The organism is Moraxella tetraodonis, assembly GCF_022359095.1.
GTDB classification, from domain to species: Bacteria; Pseudomonadota; Gammaproteobacteria; order Pseudomonadales; family Moraxellaceae; genus Faucicola; species Faucicola tetraodonis.
In genome coordinates, this window is the sequence record NZ_JACSYB010000001.1 from 708,625 (window position 1) to 723,633 (window position 15,009).

17 protein-coding genes and 4 tRNA genes are annotated in these 15,009 nt (G+C 40.5%); 12 read left to right on the forward strand and 9 right to left on the reverse strand.

Annotation, left to right across the window (positions count from 1 at the left end):
* Positions 1-145: 145 nt before the first annotated feature.
* From H9W84_RS03145 to H9W84_RS03155, 3 genes are all read left to right on the forward strand, one after another.
* Positions 146-222, forward strand: a tRNA-Pro gene (locus H9W84_RS03145).
* A 62-nt stretch (positions 223-284) separates the two neighbouring features.
* Positions 285-358: transfer RNA gene (locus tag H9W84_RS03150), tRNA-Arg, on the forward strand.
* 31 nt (positions 359-389) lie between these two features.
* Positions 390-465 (forward strand) — tRNA-His (locus H9W84_RS03155).
* A 194-nt stretch (positions 466-659) separates the two neighbouring features.
* Here H9W84_RS03155 and H9W84_RS03160 read toward each other — a convergent pair.
* The gene (locus H9W84_RS03160) at positions 660-1,214 is read right to left on the reverse strand and encodes an IS630 family transposase (protein WP_100274270.1); all 555 of its coding nucleotides are present in this window, start codon (positions 1,212-1,214) and stop codon (positions 660-662) included.
* Positions 1,211-1,702, reverse strand: coding sequence for a winged helix-turn-helix domain-containing protein (locus H9W84_RS03165; protein ID WP_100274271.1), 492 nt, complete (start codon positions 1,700-1,702; stop codon positions 1,211-1,213). The genes H9W84_RS03160 and H9W84_RS03165 overlap by 4 nt, the downstream gene beginning before the upstream one ends.
* 99 nt (positions 1,703-1,801) lie before the next feature.
* Between H9W84_RS03165 and H9W84_RS03170 the strand changes: the two genes are divergently transcribed.
* Entirely contained in the window at positions 1,802-2,362 is a 561-nt protein-coding gene (locus tag H9W84_RS03170; protein ID WP_239741609.1) for a hypothetical protein, read from the forward strand.
* Positions 2,363-2,505: 143 nt separating this feature from the next.
* Here H9W84_RS03170 and nagZ read toward each other — a convergent pair whose 3' ends face one another.
* The 5 genes from nagZ to H9W84_RS03195 form a co-directional block, all read right to left on the reverse strand.
* Positions 2,506-3,546 carry a beta-N-acetylhexosaminidase gene (nagZ, locus tag H9W84_RS03175; protein WP_239741610.1) on the reverse strand — a complete coding sequence of 347 codons (1,041 nt, stop codon included), beginning with the start codon at positions 3,544-3,546 and terminating at the stop codon, positions 2,506-2,508.
* 135 nt (positions 3,547-3,681) lie between these two features.
* On the reverse strand, positions 3,682-4,533 hold the full coding sequence (gene queF / locus H9W84_RS03180) for an NADPH-dependent 7-cyano-7-deazaguanine reductase QueF (RefSeq protein WP_239741611.1): 852 nt from the start codon (positions 4,531-4,533) through the stop codon (positions 3,682-3,684).
* Positions 4,534-4,562: 29 nt separating this feature from the next.
* Positions 4,563-5,336 (reverse strand): ABC transporter permease, encoded by a 774-nt coding sequence (locus H9W84_RS03185; RefSeq protein ID WP_050324015.1) that lies wholly within the window; start codon positions 5,334-5,336, stop codon positions 4,563-4,565.
* Position 5,337: 1 nt separating this feature from the next.
* Positions 5,338-6,297 carry an ABC transporter ATP-binding protein gene (locus H9W84_RS03190; protein WP_050324016.1) on the reverse strand — a complete coding sequence of 320 codons (960 nt, stop codon included), beginning with the start codon at positions 6,295-6,297 and terminating at the stop codon, positions 5,338-5,340.
* A 149-nt stretch (positions 6,298-6,446) separates the two neighbouring features.
* A complete protein-coding gene (locus H9W84_RS03195) occupies positions 6,447-7,040 on the reverse strand; it encodes a c-type cytochrome (RefSeq protein ID WP_007116371.1) in 594 nt (197 codons plus the stop codon).
* 290 nt (positions 7,041-7,330) lie between these two features.
* On the opposite strand from H9W84_RS03195, the gene H9W84_RS03200 reads away from it, so the two are divergent.
* Positions 7,331-7,406: transfer RNA gene (locus H9W84_RS03200), tRNA-Arg, on the forward strand.
* Positions 7,407-7,532: 126 nt separating this feature from the next.
* Here H9W84_RS03200 and H9W84_RS03205 read toward each other — a convergent pair.
* On the reverse strand, positions 7,533-8,042 hold the full coding sequence (locus H9W84_RS03205) for a hypothetical protein (RefSeq protein ID WP_239741612.1): 510 nt from the start codon (positions 8,040-8,042) through the stop codon (positions 7,533-7,535).
* A 519-nt stretch (positions 8,043-8,561) separates the two neighbouring features.
* On the opposite strand from H9W84_RS03205, the gene H9W84_RS03210 reads away from it, so the two are divergent.
* Complete coding sequence (locus H9W84_RS03210) at positions 8,562-8,864, forward strand: IS630 transposase-related protein (RefSeq protein WP_065253243.1); 303 nt, start codon at positions 8,562-8,564, stop codon at positions 8,862-8,864.
* 37 nt (positions 8,865-8,901) lie between these two features.
* Positions 8,902-9,399 carry an IS630 family transposase gene (locus tag H9W84_RS03215; RefSeq protein WP_239743609.1) on the forward strand — a complete coding sequence of 166 codons (498 nt, stop codon included), beginning with the start codon at positions 8,902-8,904 and terminating at the stop codon, positions 9,397-9,399.
* Here H9W84_RS03215 and H9W84_RS03220 read toward each other — a convergent pair.
* On the reverse strand, positions 9,374-9,697 hold the full coding sequence (locus H9W84_RS03220; RefSeq protein ID WP_239741613.1) for a hypothetical protein: 324 nt from the start codon (positions 9,695-9,697) through the stop codon (positions 9,374-9,376). The genes H9W84_RS03215 and H9W84_RS03220 overlap by 26 nt on opposite strands.
* Positions 9,698-10,419: 722 nt before the next feature.
* Here H9W84_RS03220 and H9W84_RS03225 point away from each other — a divergent pair.
* The 5 genes from H9W84_RS03225 to H9W84_RS03245 all read left to right on the forward strand — a co-directional run bounded on the left by H9W84_RS03225 (position 10,420) and on the right by H9W84_RS03245 (position 14,959).
* Positions 10,420-11,325 carry a YagK/YfjJ domain-containing protein gene (locus H9W84_RS03225; RefSeq protein ID WP_239741614.1) on the forward strand — a complete coding sequence of 302 codons (906 nt, stop codon included), beginning with the start codon at positions 10,420-10,422 and terminating at the stop codon, positions 11,323-11,325.
* A gap of 75 nt (positions 11,326-11,400) precedes the next feature.
* Complete coding sequence (locus tag H9W84_RS03230; protein WP_239741615.1) at positions 11,401-12,048, forward strand: hypothetical protein; 648 nt, start codon at positions 11,401-11,403, stop codon at positions 12,046-12,048.
* Between the two features lie 364 nt (positions 12,049-12,412).
* On the forward strand, positions 12,413-12,751 hold the full coding sequence (locus H9W84_RS03235) for a hypothetical protein (protein ID WP_239741616.1): 339 nt from the start codon (positions 12,413-12,415) through the stop codon (positions 12,749-12,751).
* 35 nt (positions 12,752-12,786) lie between these two features.
* The gene (locus H9W84_RS03240) at positions 12,787-13,779 is read left to right on the forward strand and encodes a DUF932 domain-containing protein (RefSeq protein WP_239741617.1); all 993 of its coding nucleotides are present in this window, start codon (positions 12,787-12,789) and stop codon (positions 13,777-13,779) included.
* A 130-nt stretch (positions 13,780-13,909) separates the two neighbouring features.
* Entirely contained in the window at positions 13,910-14,959 is a 1,050-nt protein-coding gene (locus H9W84_RS03245; RefSeq protein ID WP_239741618.1) for a YqaJ viral recombinase family nuclease, read from the forward strand.
* The last annotated feature ends 50 nt before the right edge of the window (positions 14,960-15,009 follow it).

A 15,009-nucleotide genomic window follows, 5' to 3' on the forward strand; every position in this document is an offset into this window, starting at 1 on the left:
AACCATAATCTGTTTTTAAAATATTGAAAAAAGTCGTTGACAGCCTAACTAACTTGCTTTAATATACGCACCACTTAGCGATGATAGCCTTTAAGCTTACCATTGTTAAGGTGTTGAAGTAACAATTAAAGCCTAGTTAGGCAATCGGAGTGTAGCACAGCTTGGTAGTGCACCTGGTTTGGGACCAGGGGGTCGAAGGTTCGAATCCTTTCACTCCGACCATTTATCTTTTACACTTACCCAAGTTGAAAAGATGAATCAAGAGCCGAGCAGGCTTTTTTTATGCGCCTGTAGCTCAGTTGGATAGAGCACCCGCCTTCTAAGTGGGTGGTCACAGGTTCGAATCCTGTCAGGCGCGCATTTTGCTAGTCTGTAAAACCTACCTTATGGCGGATGTAGCTCAGTTGGTAGAGCCCCGGGTTGTGATCTCGGTTGTCGTGGGTTCGAGTCCCATCATTCGCCCCATATTCTAAAAAAGCCCCTAATTCATTGAATTAGGGGTTTTTTATGCCTGATTTATTTCTTTCATTTGCAAATTTGTTATACAAAAACAACGGTTTTGCCACATCTTTTTATGATGAACCATTATCTATTTTATATACTAGGGTCATAGAGTGTACTAAAAGATAAGCTGGTAAAGGTAATACCAAACCCAATAATTAAACCACTGCCCAATGACGAGCAGTGAGCGACTTAACTGTAGCCACCTGTTTAGCAAAGTTACACCAAGCCTGACAAGCGGCATCTACAATAGCTTCATAACTATCAAAACAGCGATTTGATAGCCAGTGTTGCTTAATATACTGCCAAACCTGTTCAATCGGATTTAATTCAGGCGAATAAGGCGGTAGCTTCAAGATAGTCAGGTTTGGTAAATTATAGCGCTCTTTATGCCATACCGCCCCATCCATCACCACAACCGCATGGCGACCTTTGGGTATCGTTTGGCTGATTGCTTGTAAATGCCGCTTCATACACTCGCCATTAGCATAAGGCATGATGAGTCCCACACTTTGACCTGTGGAAGGACATACTGCCCCATAAAGGTAAGTCGAGATAAACTGCTGTTGACGGACTACTCTGGGTCTTTTACCACGGTAATGCCATATTCGGGTGATTGAACCTTGCTGGCCAATGCGGGTTTCATCTTGAAACCAGATGTCAACATCGCTTAGCTTAGTATCTTCGGGCAGTATGGCAGTTACCTGTTCTATGAAGTTTTTTTAAAGGCTTCTTGGGTGTTAATGTCAGCCTGCGGATGCTGGCTTCTGGCACTTATCCAACTCATACCAATTCGAGCCAGTAGTTCGTAGATGCCATTGACGCTATAGCTTGCTTGGAAATGCTCGTAAGCAAGCTTTTGGATGTCTTGTCCTGTCAGTCTGCCGCCACCCCGTTTTGCTTGGCTGTCAATAATCAGTTGTTTAAAGCTTTCAATGTGCTTGGCAGCCAATTTGCTGTTTCTGCCGCTTCTTGGTTTGTCATAGAGGCTATCAAGCCCTGATGCTTGGTAGCGTCTACGAGTACGTCGTACAGTCTCAATGTTGATGCTTAGATTTTCTGCAATCTCAAAGCTGTGTTTGCCAATGCGATATTGGTGGAGGATGTAAAGGCGTGTTCTGGCTCTGGCGTTACTTTCAGTCTTGGCCAGTTCGCCAAAGTCATAATCATCTAGGCGGTATTTTGGGTTTGATTCTTTCATATAGCTATAATACTATATTTTATGGGTTTGGTATAAATTGCCAATAGCGTAACTTTACCTGATAACAAACCTAAAATAAAATCGCGTGAGGCCCGTAATATGATACGAAGTACAACGATGTTTTATCAACTTGCTATGACCTGTGTTGCGATAATTGGCTGCATAGTTGTCAATACTGCCCAAGCGGCTACTAGGCTGCCAAAATCACCTTGGCAGTCGCATGCGTCACTCAAAAGTAGCCAAGTTAGCCCAATTTATCAACAGCAATGGCGACAATCTGATTATAAATATTGTCCAATTTTAGCCATTGCCAGTCATTCATCAGTCAATGTCAAAACTGCGCAATCACGCGCTGCCAATTTTTCAGGTGGCTTTGCGGTGGCGTATGACTTAAAGAATTTTAAAGGCAGGCCTTTGCGCAGTGCTTACGGCGTAGCGAATGCAGGTACCACATCTAAGCATGACTTGTATCAGGGCTGGGCATATCGTAAAAACTATGCCGATGGCAGTTATGTGACGCTTGGGCGAGAGGGCAATAACCCACAGGGTAAAATGCTGGCTTATATAGTGCTGAACAATGGCTGTTTTTATAACATTTGGAGTCAGTTAAGTAGTGAGCATTTGCAAAAAATGATTGGCCAATTACGCTATGTCAATTGATGAATCAAAATATAGCTAAAAAAATAGCTATGAAAAAGTAGCCATAAAAAAAGCAACGTTGCCGCGTTGCTTTTTTAAAAGGTGCTTTTTTTCGAATTTGTTTTTAAAGTTGCTCGTTTCAAATTTTCTTGTTTTAAGCAAATTCATGCAAAGAAATTTTCTAGCACCTTACGCTGACTACTTTGCCAATGTGACCAGTCTTTGGCTGAGTCGGCCAGTGAGCCCCGCCAGCCTTTGATATTACCTTTCATGGTAGATAACCGATGTTGGCTGGTGGTATTGAGCAGTGTCGGCTCTTTTTGCAAACGCTCAAGCGCGACCAACGCGGCAGGGCGGTCATTACACAATAATCCCATGTCGCAACCTGCTATTAAAGCAGCCGCAATACGGTCACCTGCATCACCTGCAACATGTGCCGCTTTCATCGACAGGTCATCGGAGAACAATACCCCATTAAATCCTAGCTTGCCACGAATAATCTGTTGCAGCCAAATCGATGAAAACCCTGCAGGTTTGTTATCAACTGTGCTAAATACCACATGAGCGGGCATGAGTGCATCCAGTAGCGGCTTGTTGCGAATAAATGGCTGCATATCGTATTGGCGAATCTCATCATAACTGCGCTCATCGGTGGCATCATCCACATGAGAATCAGGGGCAACTGAGCCGTGACCAGGAAAATGCTTGCCCGTGGTTGCCATGCCGGCAAGCTTCATGCCGCGCATGAATTCAGCAGATAAGGCGGTAATTGCAATCGGATGGGCGTGAAACGCGCGATCACCAATCACGCGGCTCACCCCATTGATATCGAGTACAGGCGCAAAACTAAAATCAATCCCAACCGCTAAGACTTCGCTTGCCATCAAATAGCCTGCGCAATAAGCGAGATCAAGCGCAGTGATAGGGTCATGCTCAAACCTTTCACCGAGTTTACCCATCGCAGGTAGCGGCGAAAAACCGGCGCGTAAGCGTGCGACACGTCCACCTTCTTGGTCAACCGCAATTAAAATATTGGGCTTGATGGCACGCATACTATCGGTCAGTTCGCGCACTTGCTCAGGGCTTTCTACATTGCGCCCAAACAAAATCACGCCGCCAACTTCCGGTTGGCGTAGCAGTGCTTCATCTGCTAGGCTAAGCGCTGTGCCTTCAATATCGAGCATGAGTTGACCGACTGCTTGCATGCGGTAATCCTTCTGGGTATTGCTTGCCGTCAACGGTTAGATATAGTTGGCGGCAGAAAAATTTTGAAAAAACATAGCATACGCTTTTTTTGATAAAAATGCGAATAGCTGACGGGCGATTATTATTAGTGAATATTACTGACGGTTAAGCCGTGACGGTGGCGGCAACAAACTGATATCACTCACCCGACAAGGATTGATATCAATCCCGCCACGGCGTGTGTACCATGCGCGTACCATGAGCGTTTTTGGCGCAAAGGCTTGGGTTAAATCACTAAAAATCTGCTCCACGCATTGTTCATGAAAGCCATTATGCTGACGAAAGCTCAAAATATACTCAAGCAGTCCTGCTTGGTCAATCGGTTGGCTATCTATCTGAATCTCCAGTGTTCCCCAATCTGGCTGATTGGTGACAGGGCAGTTTGAACGCAGCAGATGCGAATGCAAAATTTGTAACTGGCTATCAGAGGCGCCTTGATGGGCAACGGTCAAACTTGAAGGATTGACATCACTGACAATGGCGATTTTTTTATCGCTACTATCCAACGCGTTATCAATGCAATCACCCTGTGGCGCGCTGATAGGTAAGCTATTTGCGATGTTTACCTCAAAAATCTCAAGCGTCACATCGGTTTTTAGACAAGCCGATAAGTCTTTTTCCACCGCTGCTTTAACAGCTTGTTGATTGTCAAATTCAGTGAAATTTAGGCTATTAAAATAAAGTTTGAGCGATTTTGATTCGACAATGTAGTCTGAGGTGGCAGGGATGGCAAGGCGCGCCATTGCCACCTGTGATATGCCGTGTAAGTTAAGCCAAGACATTTCAAAAACCTGCCACCAGTCCATGCCGATACTCAAGGCGTCAGTAGGCAGCGCCAGCTTTGCCCGTCCTAATGCGCGCGGAATGGGGTAGAGTATATCGGGGGCGTAGGTTTTTGGATAGCTGGTGGATTGACCCAAAATACCGTGAGTTTCAAGTGGTTTCATATTTTTTTAATTTAACTAAGTTATCTAAGTTATAAACGAACGCGTGAGCCATCTGCTAAAAGATAATACGCAATGCCATAAAATATCGCGGTAAAAATCCCAATCGCCACCAAAGATGACCATACGTTGACATCTGAATGACCCAAAATACCATAGCGAAAAGCATTGACCATATAAACAATGGGGTTTAGTAGCGATATGTTTTGCCAAAATCCCGATAAATCTTTAAGTGAATAAAACACGCCGCCCAAATACGTCAAGGGTGTCAACACAAAACTGGGTACGATGGAAATATCATCAAACGAGCGCGCAAATACCGCATTAATCATACCGCCCAGCGAAAACAATGCCGAGGTCATCACCACAGTAAAAATCGTGACAAACGCGTGTACCAGTGATAACTGAGTAAAAAACAACGCGAGCATCGTCACAATCGCGCCAATGGTCAACCCCCGAAACAAACCGCCCGCGATAAAGCCCAGTAAAATGGTATGTTTAGAAATCGGACTGACCAGCATTTCTTCGATATTACCATGAAACTTGGTGGCAAAAAAACTCGATACCACATTGGAGTAGCTATTGGTAATCACCGACATCATAATCAAGCCAGGCACAATAAACTGCATGTAGGAAACACCGCCCATATCGCCAACGCGCGCGCCAATCATTTTACCAAAGATGATAAAATACAAACTCATGGTGATGGCAGGGGGCAACAGCGTTTGCGGCCAAATGCGAAGAATTCGGCGGATTTCTTTGACTAACAAGGTGTTAAATGCAACCAACTGGTGCTGAAAATCCATGTTAATTCTCCAATTTTTCAGTCAAATTATTTTCAACAATCCCTAAAAACAACTCTTCAAGGCGATTGGCTTTGTTACGCATACTCGCTACCTGAATATTTTGAGCAGTTAACTGGGCAAAGACATCATTTAAACTATCGCCTTTTTTGAGCGTGACTTCAAGGGTCAACGGGTCTGGCTGCTTGGTTTTTACCACATTGGTTAACGCAATGCGTGCGGGATAAGGTTGCGCCAAATCAAACACAAAGCTTTCCACATCAAGACTGGTAAGCAAACTTTTCATATCGGTATTGATACGAATTTCACCCTGGTCAAGGATAGCAATGTTTTTACACAGCTGCTCAGCTTCTTCTAAATAATGGGTGGTTAAAATAATGGTCGTGCCTTCTTCCGTATTAATTTGCTGCATAAAATCCCACATCGAGCGGCGCAGTTCAATATCTACCCCTGCAGTCGGCTCATCCAAAATCAGCAGTTTGGGACGGTGCATTAAAGCACGCGCAATCATCAAACGGCGTTTCATACCGCCAGAGAGCATACGCGCTTTGTCATCGCGTTTTTCCCAAAGACCCAATGCTTTAAGGAGTTTTTCGGCACGCGGGCGAGCTTCCTTGGTAGGTATACCGAAATAGCCCGCTTGGGCAATCAAAATATCTTCGACTTTTTCAAACTGCATAAAGTTAAATTCTTGCGGCACCACGCCTAAAAACTGCTTGGCTTTGGCAGGCTGTTTAAGCAAATCTACCCCAAAAATTTCTACCGAGCCTGAGGTGGGTTTAAATAGCGAGCTGATAATACCAATGGTGGTGGATTTACCCGCACCATTGGGACCGAGTAGGGCAAAAAATCCACCTTGGGGTACAGTCAAATCAATGCCTTTGAGTGCGGCAAAACCATTTGGGTAGGTTTTGGTAAGCTGGGTGATTTTTAGAGCAGGGATGGTAGTGTCAAAGTTTGCCATAGCAATGCAGGTTCTGGTTAAAGGTGAGACCTTAATGGGGATGGGTTGGACAGTTTAAAGATTTGAATGCACTAAGTTAAGTTAAATTATATCAATGATACAATTAAAAAAGCCTATCAGTTGATAGGCTTCATCTGGACTAAAAATGACTATTTGGATTGAGACACCATATAATCAACCGCATTGGTCACTTCCACATCTAGCAAATCAGCGTTACCGCCTTTGGCTGGCATGGCATTAAAGCCTTGTAGCGCGTGTTGGTGAAGGGTAGCGGTACCTTTAGCGATACGGGGACCCCAAGCGCCTTTATCACCAAATTTTGGTGCACCTAACAGACCTGCAGTATGACAAGTATGGCAAACACCTTCATAAATTACTTTGCCTTCACGTGGTTTATCTGGATCAGCGGCACCCAATGCAGCGGCAATAGTGATATCACACTCTTTACCTTCAAAACAAACTTTACCTTGGGGGGCAATACGTGCGATTAGATTTGGGTATAATGCAACCAATTTTGCAACTTGAGGTGGGTCTTCAGGTGCTTTTTCTGCTTCCTTTTTTGCGGGAGCAGCAGAGGATGCAGGGGCTGAAGCAGTGGCAGTACTTGAGGCTGTCGCGGTACTTGAAGCGCTAGCGGTAGCTGATGCCGCTGCGGGGGCACTGGCTTTATCCTCAGCTTGGCTGACAGCGATACCCGCAAGACTTAGCATAGTAACCGCTGATAACATCACTACTTTTTTCATTCGTCACGTTCTCTCAAACAGGTGAATTAAATTATCGTAATACTTTTAAAACGGACAACATTAGCCATTAGATTGCTCGATTGTATCCGTTGGTGCAATATTGATGCGATAAATGTTACATAGATTTATTTTCCATACTATTATAAGGGAAAATTATCTGAAAAAGCTATGCTTATTTGACATGTGCTATCAACTTTGCCGAGCAGTTTTTGGCAGTAATTTTGAGGATTTGCTTATTACACGAAAAGTTTGCTAAAATAGCCCACTGCTTTTTTTCAATGCCAATCAAAGCGTTCGTAGCTCAACTGGATAGAGTACAGGTCTCCGAAGCCTGTGGCGTGGGTTCGAGTCCCGCCGAGCGCACCATTTCTATGAACTAAACATTTGATTTATATCATAAAAAATATTATTAGAATCAATTGATGTACATGTCAGTGTACATTGAATGAAATGTTTAATTTAATCTAATCTCCCTAAAGGATATATCTTTCCTTACCTTTTATCGTACTCTTGAGCTATTAAAGACTGTAACACTTCTAAAGGCGGCACACCATATATTTCAGAGAGTTTATCAAGCTTCTTTAGATAACTCTTCGATAACAAGTATTGTAATGCTGATTCACCATCCTTATTATCACGATACCTTTTCTGATACCAAGCTTGTCGCATTTTCTTAATAAAGTTTTCGACATTAATTCTCGAAAAAGTCATAGCGTTTTCAAAACCCATAAATGTAATACTTACGACTATTGCATCATATATTTCTTGATTACTATTAGGCAAAAATAACCTTGGATATACTGGTATTTTCATCTTATCCAAATATTCAAGAGCCCAAATCAATTGTGATTCATTACTCGATTTAAACCAATCAAAATAACTTAGTATATTTCTTGTAGATATATAGCTTTGCCTTGTATTCGTATACATGCTTATTTTTGAGTTTAATTGAGTGTATTGTTTCAGTTCATTATATATAGCCGTAAATCTATTTTCTGGCATTCCCTTAACTCCTTCAACATTAAATATGAGTGGAGATGGTTGTCGTACAGTTTCATATGGAAATTGTTGTACAGGTTGATATGGAGGTTGTTGTACGGGTTCATATGGAAATTGTTGTACAGGTTCATATGGAAATTGTTGTACAGGTTGATATGGAGGTTGTTGTACAGGTTCATATGGAAATTGTTGTATAGGTTGATATGGGTATGGATGTACAGGTTGAAATGGAGGCTGTTGTATAGGTTGATATGGGTATGGATGTACAGGTTGAAATGGAGGTTGTTGTCCTTGTATGACTTCTGAATTTCCTGATGGGTTAGGCGACGCAAAGCTTTGGTATATGCTTAAGTTTTGAGGATTATTATTGTGCAAAGATAAATGAGATGTATTACTTACTGGTTGGATTTGATTAATAAAAAAACAAACATCATTACTTAAAACTATATCATCAAAAAAATTTATTAAAGGATTTCTAGGAATGCTATAGTTAAAGAAATCTAGAAGTGCTACAATAACAAAATGGCATACTCAACCGACTACCGACAAATGATACTGGACAAGCACGAAGCAGGAAGAAGCATTCGTAGCCTTGCCCAAGAATTTAATATCAGCACACGCACTTTACAAAACTGGAAAAAACAACCAGAACGCAAAGTGGTTAAAACTCGTAAAGGCAAAATCGACATGGCTTTACTCAAGCAAGATGTCGAAAAATACCCTGACAGCTATCAACGAGAGCGAGCCGTACGTTTCAACTGCACTCAAAGAGCGATTGGGATAGCCTTAAAGCGGCTTAAAATCACTCAAAAAAAAGATACTTAAACACCCACAGGCAGATGAAATAAAACGCCAGACATTCATCCAGCAACTGGCAGACTATCAAAGCAGTAACCGACCTATTATCTACCTTGATGAATGTGGCTTTAAAACTAGTAGCTATCGCCCTTATGCTTATGCACCAAGGGGGCAAAAATGCTTTGATAGCTACAACTGGCAGCTAAAAAGTACCACCAATGCGATTGGGGCTATTCATGGTAATCAGCTGTTTGCTGTAGGGCTATACGATTTTAATATTAACGCTGATGTCTTTTATCATTGGATAAAAAATCTGTTATTACCTGCATTGTCACCACATAGCTTGATTGTAATGGATAACGCTAGATTTCACATTCGAGAAGATATTAAAAATCTTATCGAGCAAGCAGGTCATACAATTCTTTGGTTGCCGCCTTACAGTCCTGACCTCAATCCTATTGAACATATTTGGGCTTGGGTTAAAAGGTTAAGACAAGATTGGCGACTTGATGATATCGATAAGCTATTCTTCTACTTTATGTGGATTTGTGGTAGTTTTTAATTTCTTTTACTATATGAGTATAAGGGCAGTAAAATTTTAAAAACATAAGTGAGCAGAATATTTTATAGGATAAACTGCCATCTCCATAAACTATTTCATCATTAATCAAAAAATTATCTATCGTGTTTTTAATTGTCTCTAGTTCATCACTATTTAAATTTAGTTCCTTTAATTTTGATATTAAATATTCTTGATCAGCTTGGATTATTATTTGAGGATTGATAAGTTTTAAAAGATATAAAGTGTAAACAATTTTTCGATTATTTAATTGTTTAAAATAATTTAATAAAATAGACATAATAGAGCCCTATTAATTTAAATATTATTTAAGTAAAAATAAATAATAATGTTTCAATTTTAACGATATTTTTATATTTTTATCATATAATGATAGAGCAATTTTTATGAGAATTCGTCGTGCATTAAATAAAATTTACGTTAGATTTTCATAAAATTTAATTAAAAATATCGTATAATAATTCAGAATTATCGCTATGTTAAGGTTAATTATAATGATAACACTGTTAATTTTTCAATAAATTTATTAAATTTATAGTAATCTTTATCAAATAATATAATTATGAAATTTTAATAATTAGAATATTGCTAATATCTGTAATAATGGATAATTATTTAATAAATTATTATGGTAAAAGTTAAGTAATTATCTTATGAAAACTAACATATGGAAGTTTAATTAACATAACACTAGATAATGTAAAAAATTAATTGAGTGAAAGTGGGTAACTTCATTTTCTAAAATTCGGAAATTTCATTAATCCTCATTGCTGAAATGTGTGCAAGTTGTAGTTTATTTCTAATGGATATAAAAAACTTTTAATTGAAATAAAGCTAATTGAATTTTGCTATTAGAACATTTGTTGATGGGATATATATATTATTAGAGGTAATAAGGTCATGCTGTTTAATTAACCAACAGAATATGTAGTCATGAAATAGGGCATAAAAAAATACTAACTTAACTTTTTGTTATGTGAATAACAAAAGGAGTTAGTAAAGATGTCATCGGTTAATTTATCAAATATTAATATTTTTCATGAAATAGACAGTTTTATCAGAGTATTAATAAACTATCAAGCTACCCCTAACTGGGTAGCTAATCATCTAAATCAATACTATTTACCCTTCTGTCTTGCATACGATGATGATTATGATTTTAGCGAAAGTATCAAAGCATTTCTTGGCTCAAGCAAGGCAGTCGTAGGTGAATTTCTGCCTAATGAAGTGATTTGGAATGAGCAGTTAGCCTATCAATTTTTGACTATGCTCAATGGCTATCGAGAAAGAGTGATAACGAGTATTACTTTACAGCGATCTCAAGAAATGGACAATCAACGTCAATTAGTTGAGTATGTGAGTCAGTTAATCAATCACTATTCACGGCTGTTATTTGTGCGTGTCGATTTAAGCTACCTTGTCGATAGTCTAGAGAATGTAACGTTGGATGATTTTTACGAACATATTAGCAAGCTACGTGAATTGATATCTAATAAGCAGACCTGCTTTGAAAACCTGCAAGGATATGCTTGGGCATTAGAGCAAGGGATTGATAAGAGTCTACATTGTCACTTACTCTTGATATATGACGGGTCTAAACGTCAAAATGATGGGTTTATTGGTCAAGAGGTAGGTAAGAAATGGATATCCATTACGGATAATCTTGGCAATTATTACAACTGCAATAATCCTGACTATAAGACATTCTATCAGCAACGTCAGTTACTAGGCATTGGTATGATTCATCGAGATAACCCACTAGAAGTACGAAATGCTATTCGAGTAGCAAGCTATTTGGTTGAGCCAGAGAAAATTAGTCAACACCCAGTTATCAAATTGCCAAATATGCGTACCTTTGGTAAGGGACAGTTTAACGTGTCATGGCGACGTGGGATTAAATCAATATAACAATAAAAAAATACCGACCTTCCTTAGGTTATGTACAGACAACCGTTTGTACATCAACCTAACGGAGAATAACCAATGAGACAATTTAATTTAGCCGATATTCAAACATTGCAAGATATTTCTAGGATTTGCTATGTAGCATCACTCGACAATCAAGACGTTACCAAAGTCACCAAATTATTGAACCAGTATCATCAAAGCTTTTGGGAAGTTCATCAGCAAGAGCTGTTTACATATGAGTCTACCCTTGAATCTTACTTGGCGGCAGTAGCAAATATCTTAGGCGATAACAATAGTATTTATCATGTATGGACTGAAGAAGAGGCAGTAAAATTTATCGAGCAAATTAAAGCCTGTAGACCCATTGTTAACCGACTAAATGCCAAACTAGTCGCTGCGGATATTGACTTTTACTCTCAAAGTACTAAACACCTAGCAAATTTAGTATTCCAACAGCCAAATTCGCATTTTGCTGAGTTAGACTTTTATTATCCAGTGTCTGCTCACAGTCAAGTCGATTTGATAAAATTTAGCAATAATCTTAACTCTTTGATGATGTATTTAGATGAAAGGAATTACGGTTTCGAGCCCGTTAATGGCTTTGTATGGCAAGTAGTATCAGATAGTCAGCACGAATACATGCTAAAGTTATTAATTTGCTATAGTCTAAATGATGATGAAGCGGATGATATAAGCGAGAGACTTATCGCTATGTGGCAATAAATTACTGATGGTTTAGGACAGTATCATCAGCATGAAACAAAGCATTACGCACGTTGGTTATCGCAATTTCCTGTATCAAAAGATACTTGTAAGTTTGCACTGAGTACAGTCATTAGCGATATATTCGAGCGCTTTGAAAAAGATAGTTACGATAGATTACGACCATATATAGACCTACCATTTACTAAACGGCTAGGGACTTCTTGTGTTACTTCAAGAAATTATGAGAAATCATAGTAAAAACAAAACATTTTCAAATACATACCATCTCCTTGACCAAGCCAATCTCAGTCATTGGCTGTATCACAAGGCTTACTTCGGTAAGCCTTTTTTATGCCCTAAAAATCATCAAAGGAGAAACACAATGAAAACCCTATGCCCCAACTGCTATAGCAGTGCCGTATTGCCAGTCACCACGGCAAGCCTTAACTTCCCACAATCACTAGAACCGACGTTGCTGTCACCTGCCGTATTAGCAAGCGTAGGTGCAACTGTCTGTAAACAAGTCGCTATACCACCAAGCCTAGGCATGGTCATTGGTACACTCATTGGCATTGGTCTAGCCAACCTTAACCATAAACCGCTTAACTGTTATAGCTACTATTGTCGTAACTGCAACAAAGTCTTTGACGTTGACAATCCCAAACCACATCAGGCTGATTTGGACACAACTCGTCCAACCAGCTTAGTACAATCAAACTAAATTTATTCAATCAACTTATCTTAAGGAGAACTAACATGGCACACGAAGTACAAACAATGGCATACGTTGGTGATGAACCTTGGCATGGCTTAGGTAATAAACTCTCACCCAATCAACCCATCGAAGTCTGGGCAGAGCAAGCGGGTATGAACTGGCGTATCGAATCATCGGATGTCAGCTATTACGCCCAACATGCCGCAGGCGGTCAGCTTATTATGCCGTTTAGTGACAACAAAGTACTGTATCGCTCAGATACGCTAGAACCGCTCTCAGTCGTTAGCCAACGCTACCAAGAAGTACAGCCAAGTGAAATCCTAGAGTTCTATCGGGATTTAACTGAGCAGGCTGACTTTGAGCTAGAAACGGCTGGGGTATTAAAAGGCGGTCGTAAGTTCTGGGCATTGGCGAAAACGGGACAATCCACTGCGTTAAAGGGTAAAGATGTCAGTAATGGCTATATCTTACTTGCTACCGCCTGTGATGGTACGCTTGCGACTACTGCGCAATTTACGTCTATCCGTGTGGTGTGTAATAACACCCTAGCTATTAGCTTAGCTGATAAAAGCGGTAGTGTAGTTAAAGTACCACACTCAACCGTGTTTGATGCGGCAAAGGTGAAAAACCAATTGGGGATTTCCATTAACCAATGGAATGAGCATATGTACCAAATGAAGCAATTAACCGAACGGCGGGTAACACAGGCAGAAGCCACCAATTACTTGAACCGCTTGTTTAACGATGTAGACGATACTTTAATTATGTTCCCCACCAATAAGAAAACCCAAAAGGCAGTGCCTAATGCTAAAGCGATGAACCAAATTATGACCATGTTTAACGGACAGGGTCGTGGTGCTGATTTAGACTCCGCCCGTGATACCGCATACGGTTTGCTATGTGCGGTTACCGAGTTTGTTGACCATGAACGCAGAGCCATGTCCACAGACCACCGCCTAGACTCTGCTTGGTTTGGTACAGGGGCAAACTTAAAGCAAAAAGGCTTGGAAGAAGCGATGCGGCTTATTGCTTAAAATCAGTTGCCTAAAATCAGTTACTTAAACCAATTTATCCAATCACAGTACAACCAACCACGCTAATGAGCGTGGTTTTTTTATGCCCTAAATTTCATTTATTCATTCAATTAATCTAAGGAGATAACCCATGAATGATTTAGTAATCCCAACCACAACAAACGACACCAATACGGTACGTCCAGCAGGACTTAAACTCAAGTCAGCTAAACGTCTAGTGAACACCAAAGACCTATCTCATGCCGATTGGTTAGCGGTACGTAATACAGGCATTGGGGGTAGCGATGCCGCAGCCGCTTGTGGATTAAACCCCTATATGTCGATGCTTGAGTTGTGGCTAATCAAAACAGGTCGCATGAATCCCGATTTATCTGATGGACTCATGGAAAATGCCTATTCCCCCTTGTATTGGGGTAAAGAGCTAGAACCACTGGTCGCTAAGTTTTATACCGCTAAGACAGGCAATAAAGTACGTCGTGTCAATGCCGTGCTTCAACATCCCGATGCTGATAAAAGCTTTATGCTTGCCAATTTGGACTATGCGGTTAACAAGTCTGAAATTGGTGTACTAGAAATCAAAACCGCAGGTGAGCATGGAGCCAAGCTTTGGAAGAACGGTGTACCCTTGTATGTCACTTGCCAAGTCCAGCATCAATTAGCAGTCACAGGCAAACAATTGGCACATGTCTGTGTGCTGATTTGCGGTCATGAATCACGGGTGTATGAAATTAAGCGTGATGACATTCTCATCGAACAGCTGATTAAACAAGAACGTCGGTTTTGGGACTATGTGCAAAACGACATTGCCCCACCGACTGATGGCTCGGAATCATCGGCTAAAGCGATTACCCAGTTATACGCTAAATCCACTGCGGATAAAACCCTCGACTTTAGCCAAAACACCGACATGAATCAGCTATTTGGTCAGCTCTTGGCTGAAAAGAACTTAATGGAGGTACATGAGGAAAACTATGAAACCCTAAAACAACGGATACAAATGCACATTAAAGATGCCGAAAAAGCGGTATTTAGTCTTGGCTCGATTAGTTGGAAGAAAGCCAAAGACAGTGTGAGCCTAGACACCAAAGCACTGCTTAAAGATAAGCCTGACCTTTTAGAGCAATACCCACAGGTACGAACAGGCAGTCGCCGATTTTTAGTGAGCACCAATAACGCTTAAACAAATCCATCCAACAATCAACTCACAACATCACCCATGTTTGTCAGTCA

What these genes read in the sequence shown, in the direction of transcription:
- H9W84_RS03230 (WP_239741615.1), top strand. Translation starts at nt 11,401, where the DNA reads ATGAGACAATTTAATTTAGCCGATATTCAAACATTGCAAGATATTTCT.
- queF (WP_239741611.1), bottom strand. Translation starts at nt 4,533, where the DNA reads ATGAAACCACTTGAAACTCACGGTATTTTGGGTCAATCCACCAGCTAT.
- H9W84_RS03220 (WP_239741613.1), bottom strand. Translation starts at nt 9,697, where the DNA reads ATGTCTATTTTATTAAATTATTTTAAACAATTAAATAATCGAAAAATT.
- H9W84_RS03165 (WP_100274271.1), bottom strand. Translation starts at nt 1,702, where the DNA reads ATGAAAGAATCAAACCCAAAATACCGCCTAGATGATTATGACTTTGGC.
- H9W84_RS03195 (WP_007116371.1), bottom strand. Translation starts at nt 7,040, where the DNA reads ATGAAAAAAGTAGTGATGTTATCAGCGGTTACTATGCTAAGTCTTGCG.
- H9W84_RS03190 (WP_050324016.1), bottom strand. Translation starts at nt 6,297, where the DNA reads ATGGCAAACTTTGACACTACCATCCCTGCTCTAAAAATCACCCAGCTT.
- H9W84_RS03185 (WP_050324015.1), bottom strand. Translation starts at nt 5,336, where the DNA reads ATGGATTTTCAGCACCAGTTGGTTGCATTTAACACCTTGTTAGTCAAA.
- H9W84_RS03245 (WP_239741618.1), top strand. Translation starts at nt 13,910, where the DNA reads ATGAATGATTTAGTAATCCCAACCACAACAAACGACACCAATACGGTA.
- nagZ (WP_239741610.1), bottom strand. Translation starts at nt 3,546, where the DNA reads ATGCAAGCAGTCGGTCAACTCATGCTCGATATTGAAGGCACAGCGCTT.
- H9W84_RS03240 (WP_239741617.1), top strand. Translation starts at nt 12,787, where the DNA reads ATGGCACACGAAGTACAAACAATGGCATACGTTGGTGATGAACCTTGG.
- H9W84_RS03205 (WP_239741612.1), bottom strand. Translation starts at nt 8,042, where the DNA reads ATGCCAGAAAATAGATTTACGGCTATATATAATGAACTGAAACAATAC.
- H9W84_RS03235 (WP_239741616.1), top strand. Translation starts at nt 12,413, where the DNA reads ATGAAAACCCTATGCCCCAACTGCTATAGCAGTGCCGTATTGCCAGTC.
- H9W84_RS03210 (WP_065253243.1), top strand. Translation starts at nt 8,562, where the DNA reads ATGGCATACTCAACCGACTACCGACAAATGATACTGGACAAGCACGAA.
- H9W84_RS03225 (WP_239741614.1), top strand. Translation starts at nt 10,420, where the DNA reads ATGTCATCGGTTAATTTATCAAATATTAATATTTTTCATGAAATAGAC.
- H9W84_RS03170 (WP_239741609.1), top strand. Translation starts at nt 1,802, where the DNA reads ATGATACGAAGTACAACGATGTTTTATCAACTTGCTATGACCTGTGTT.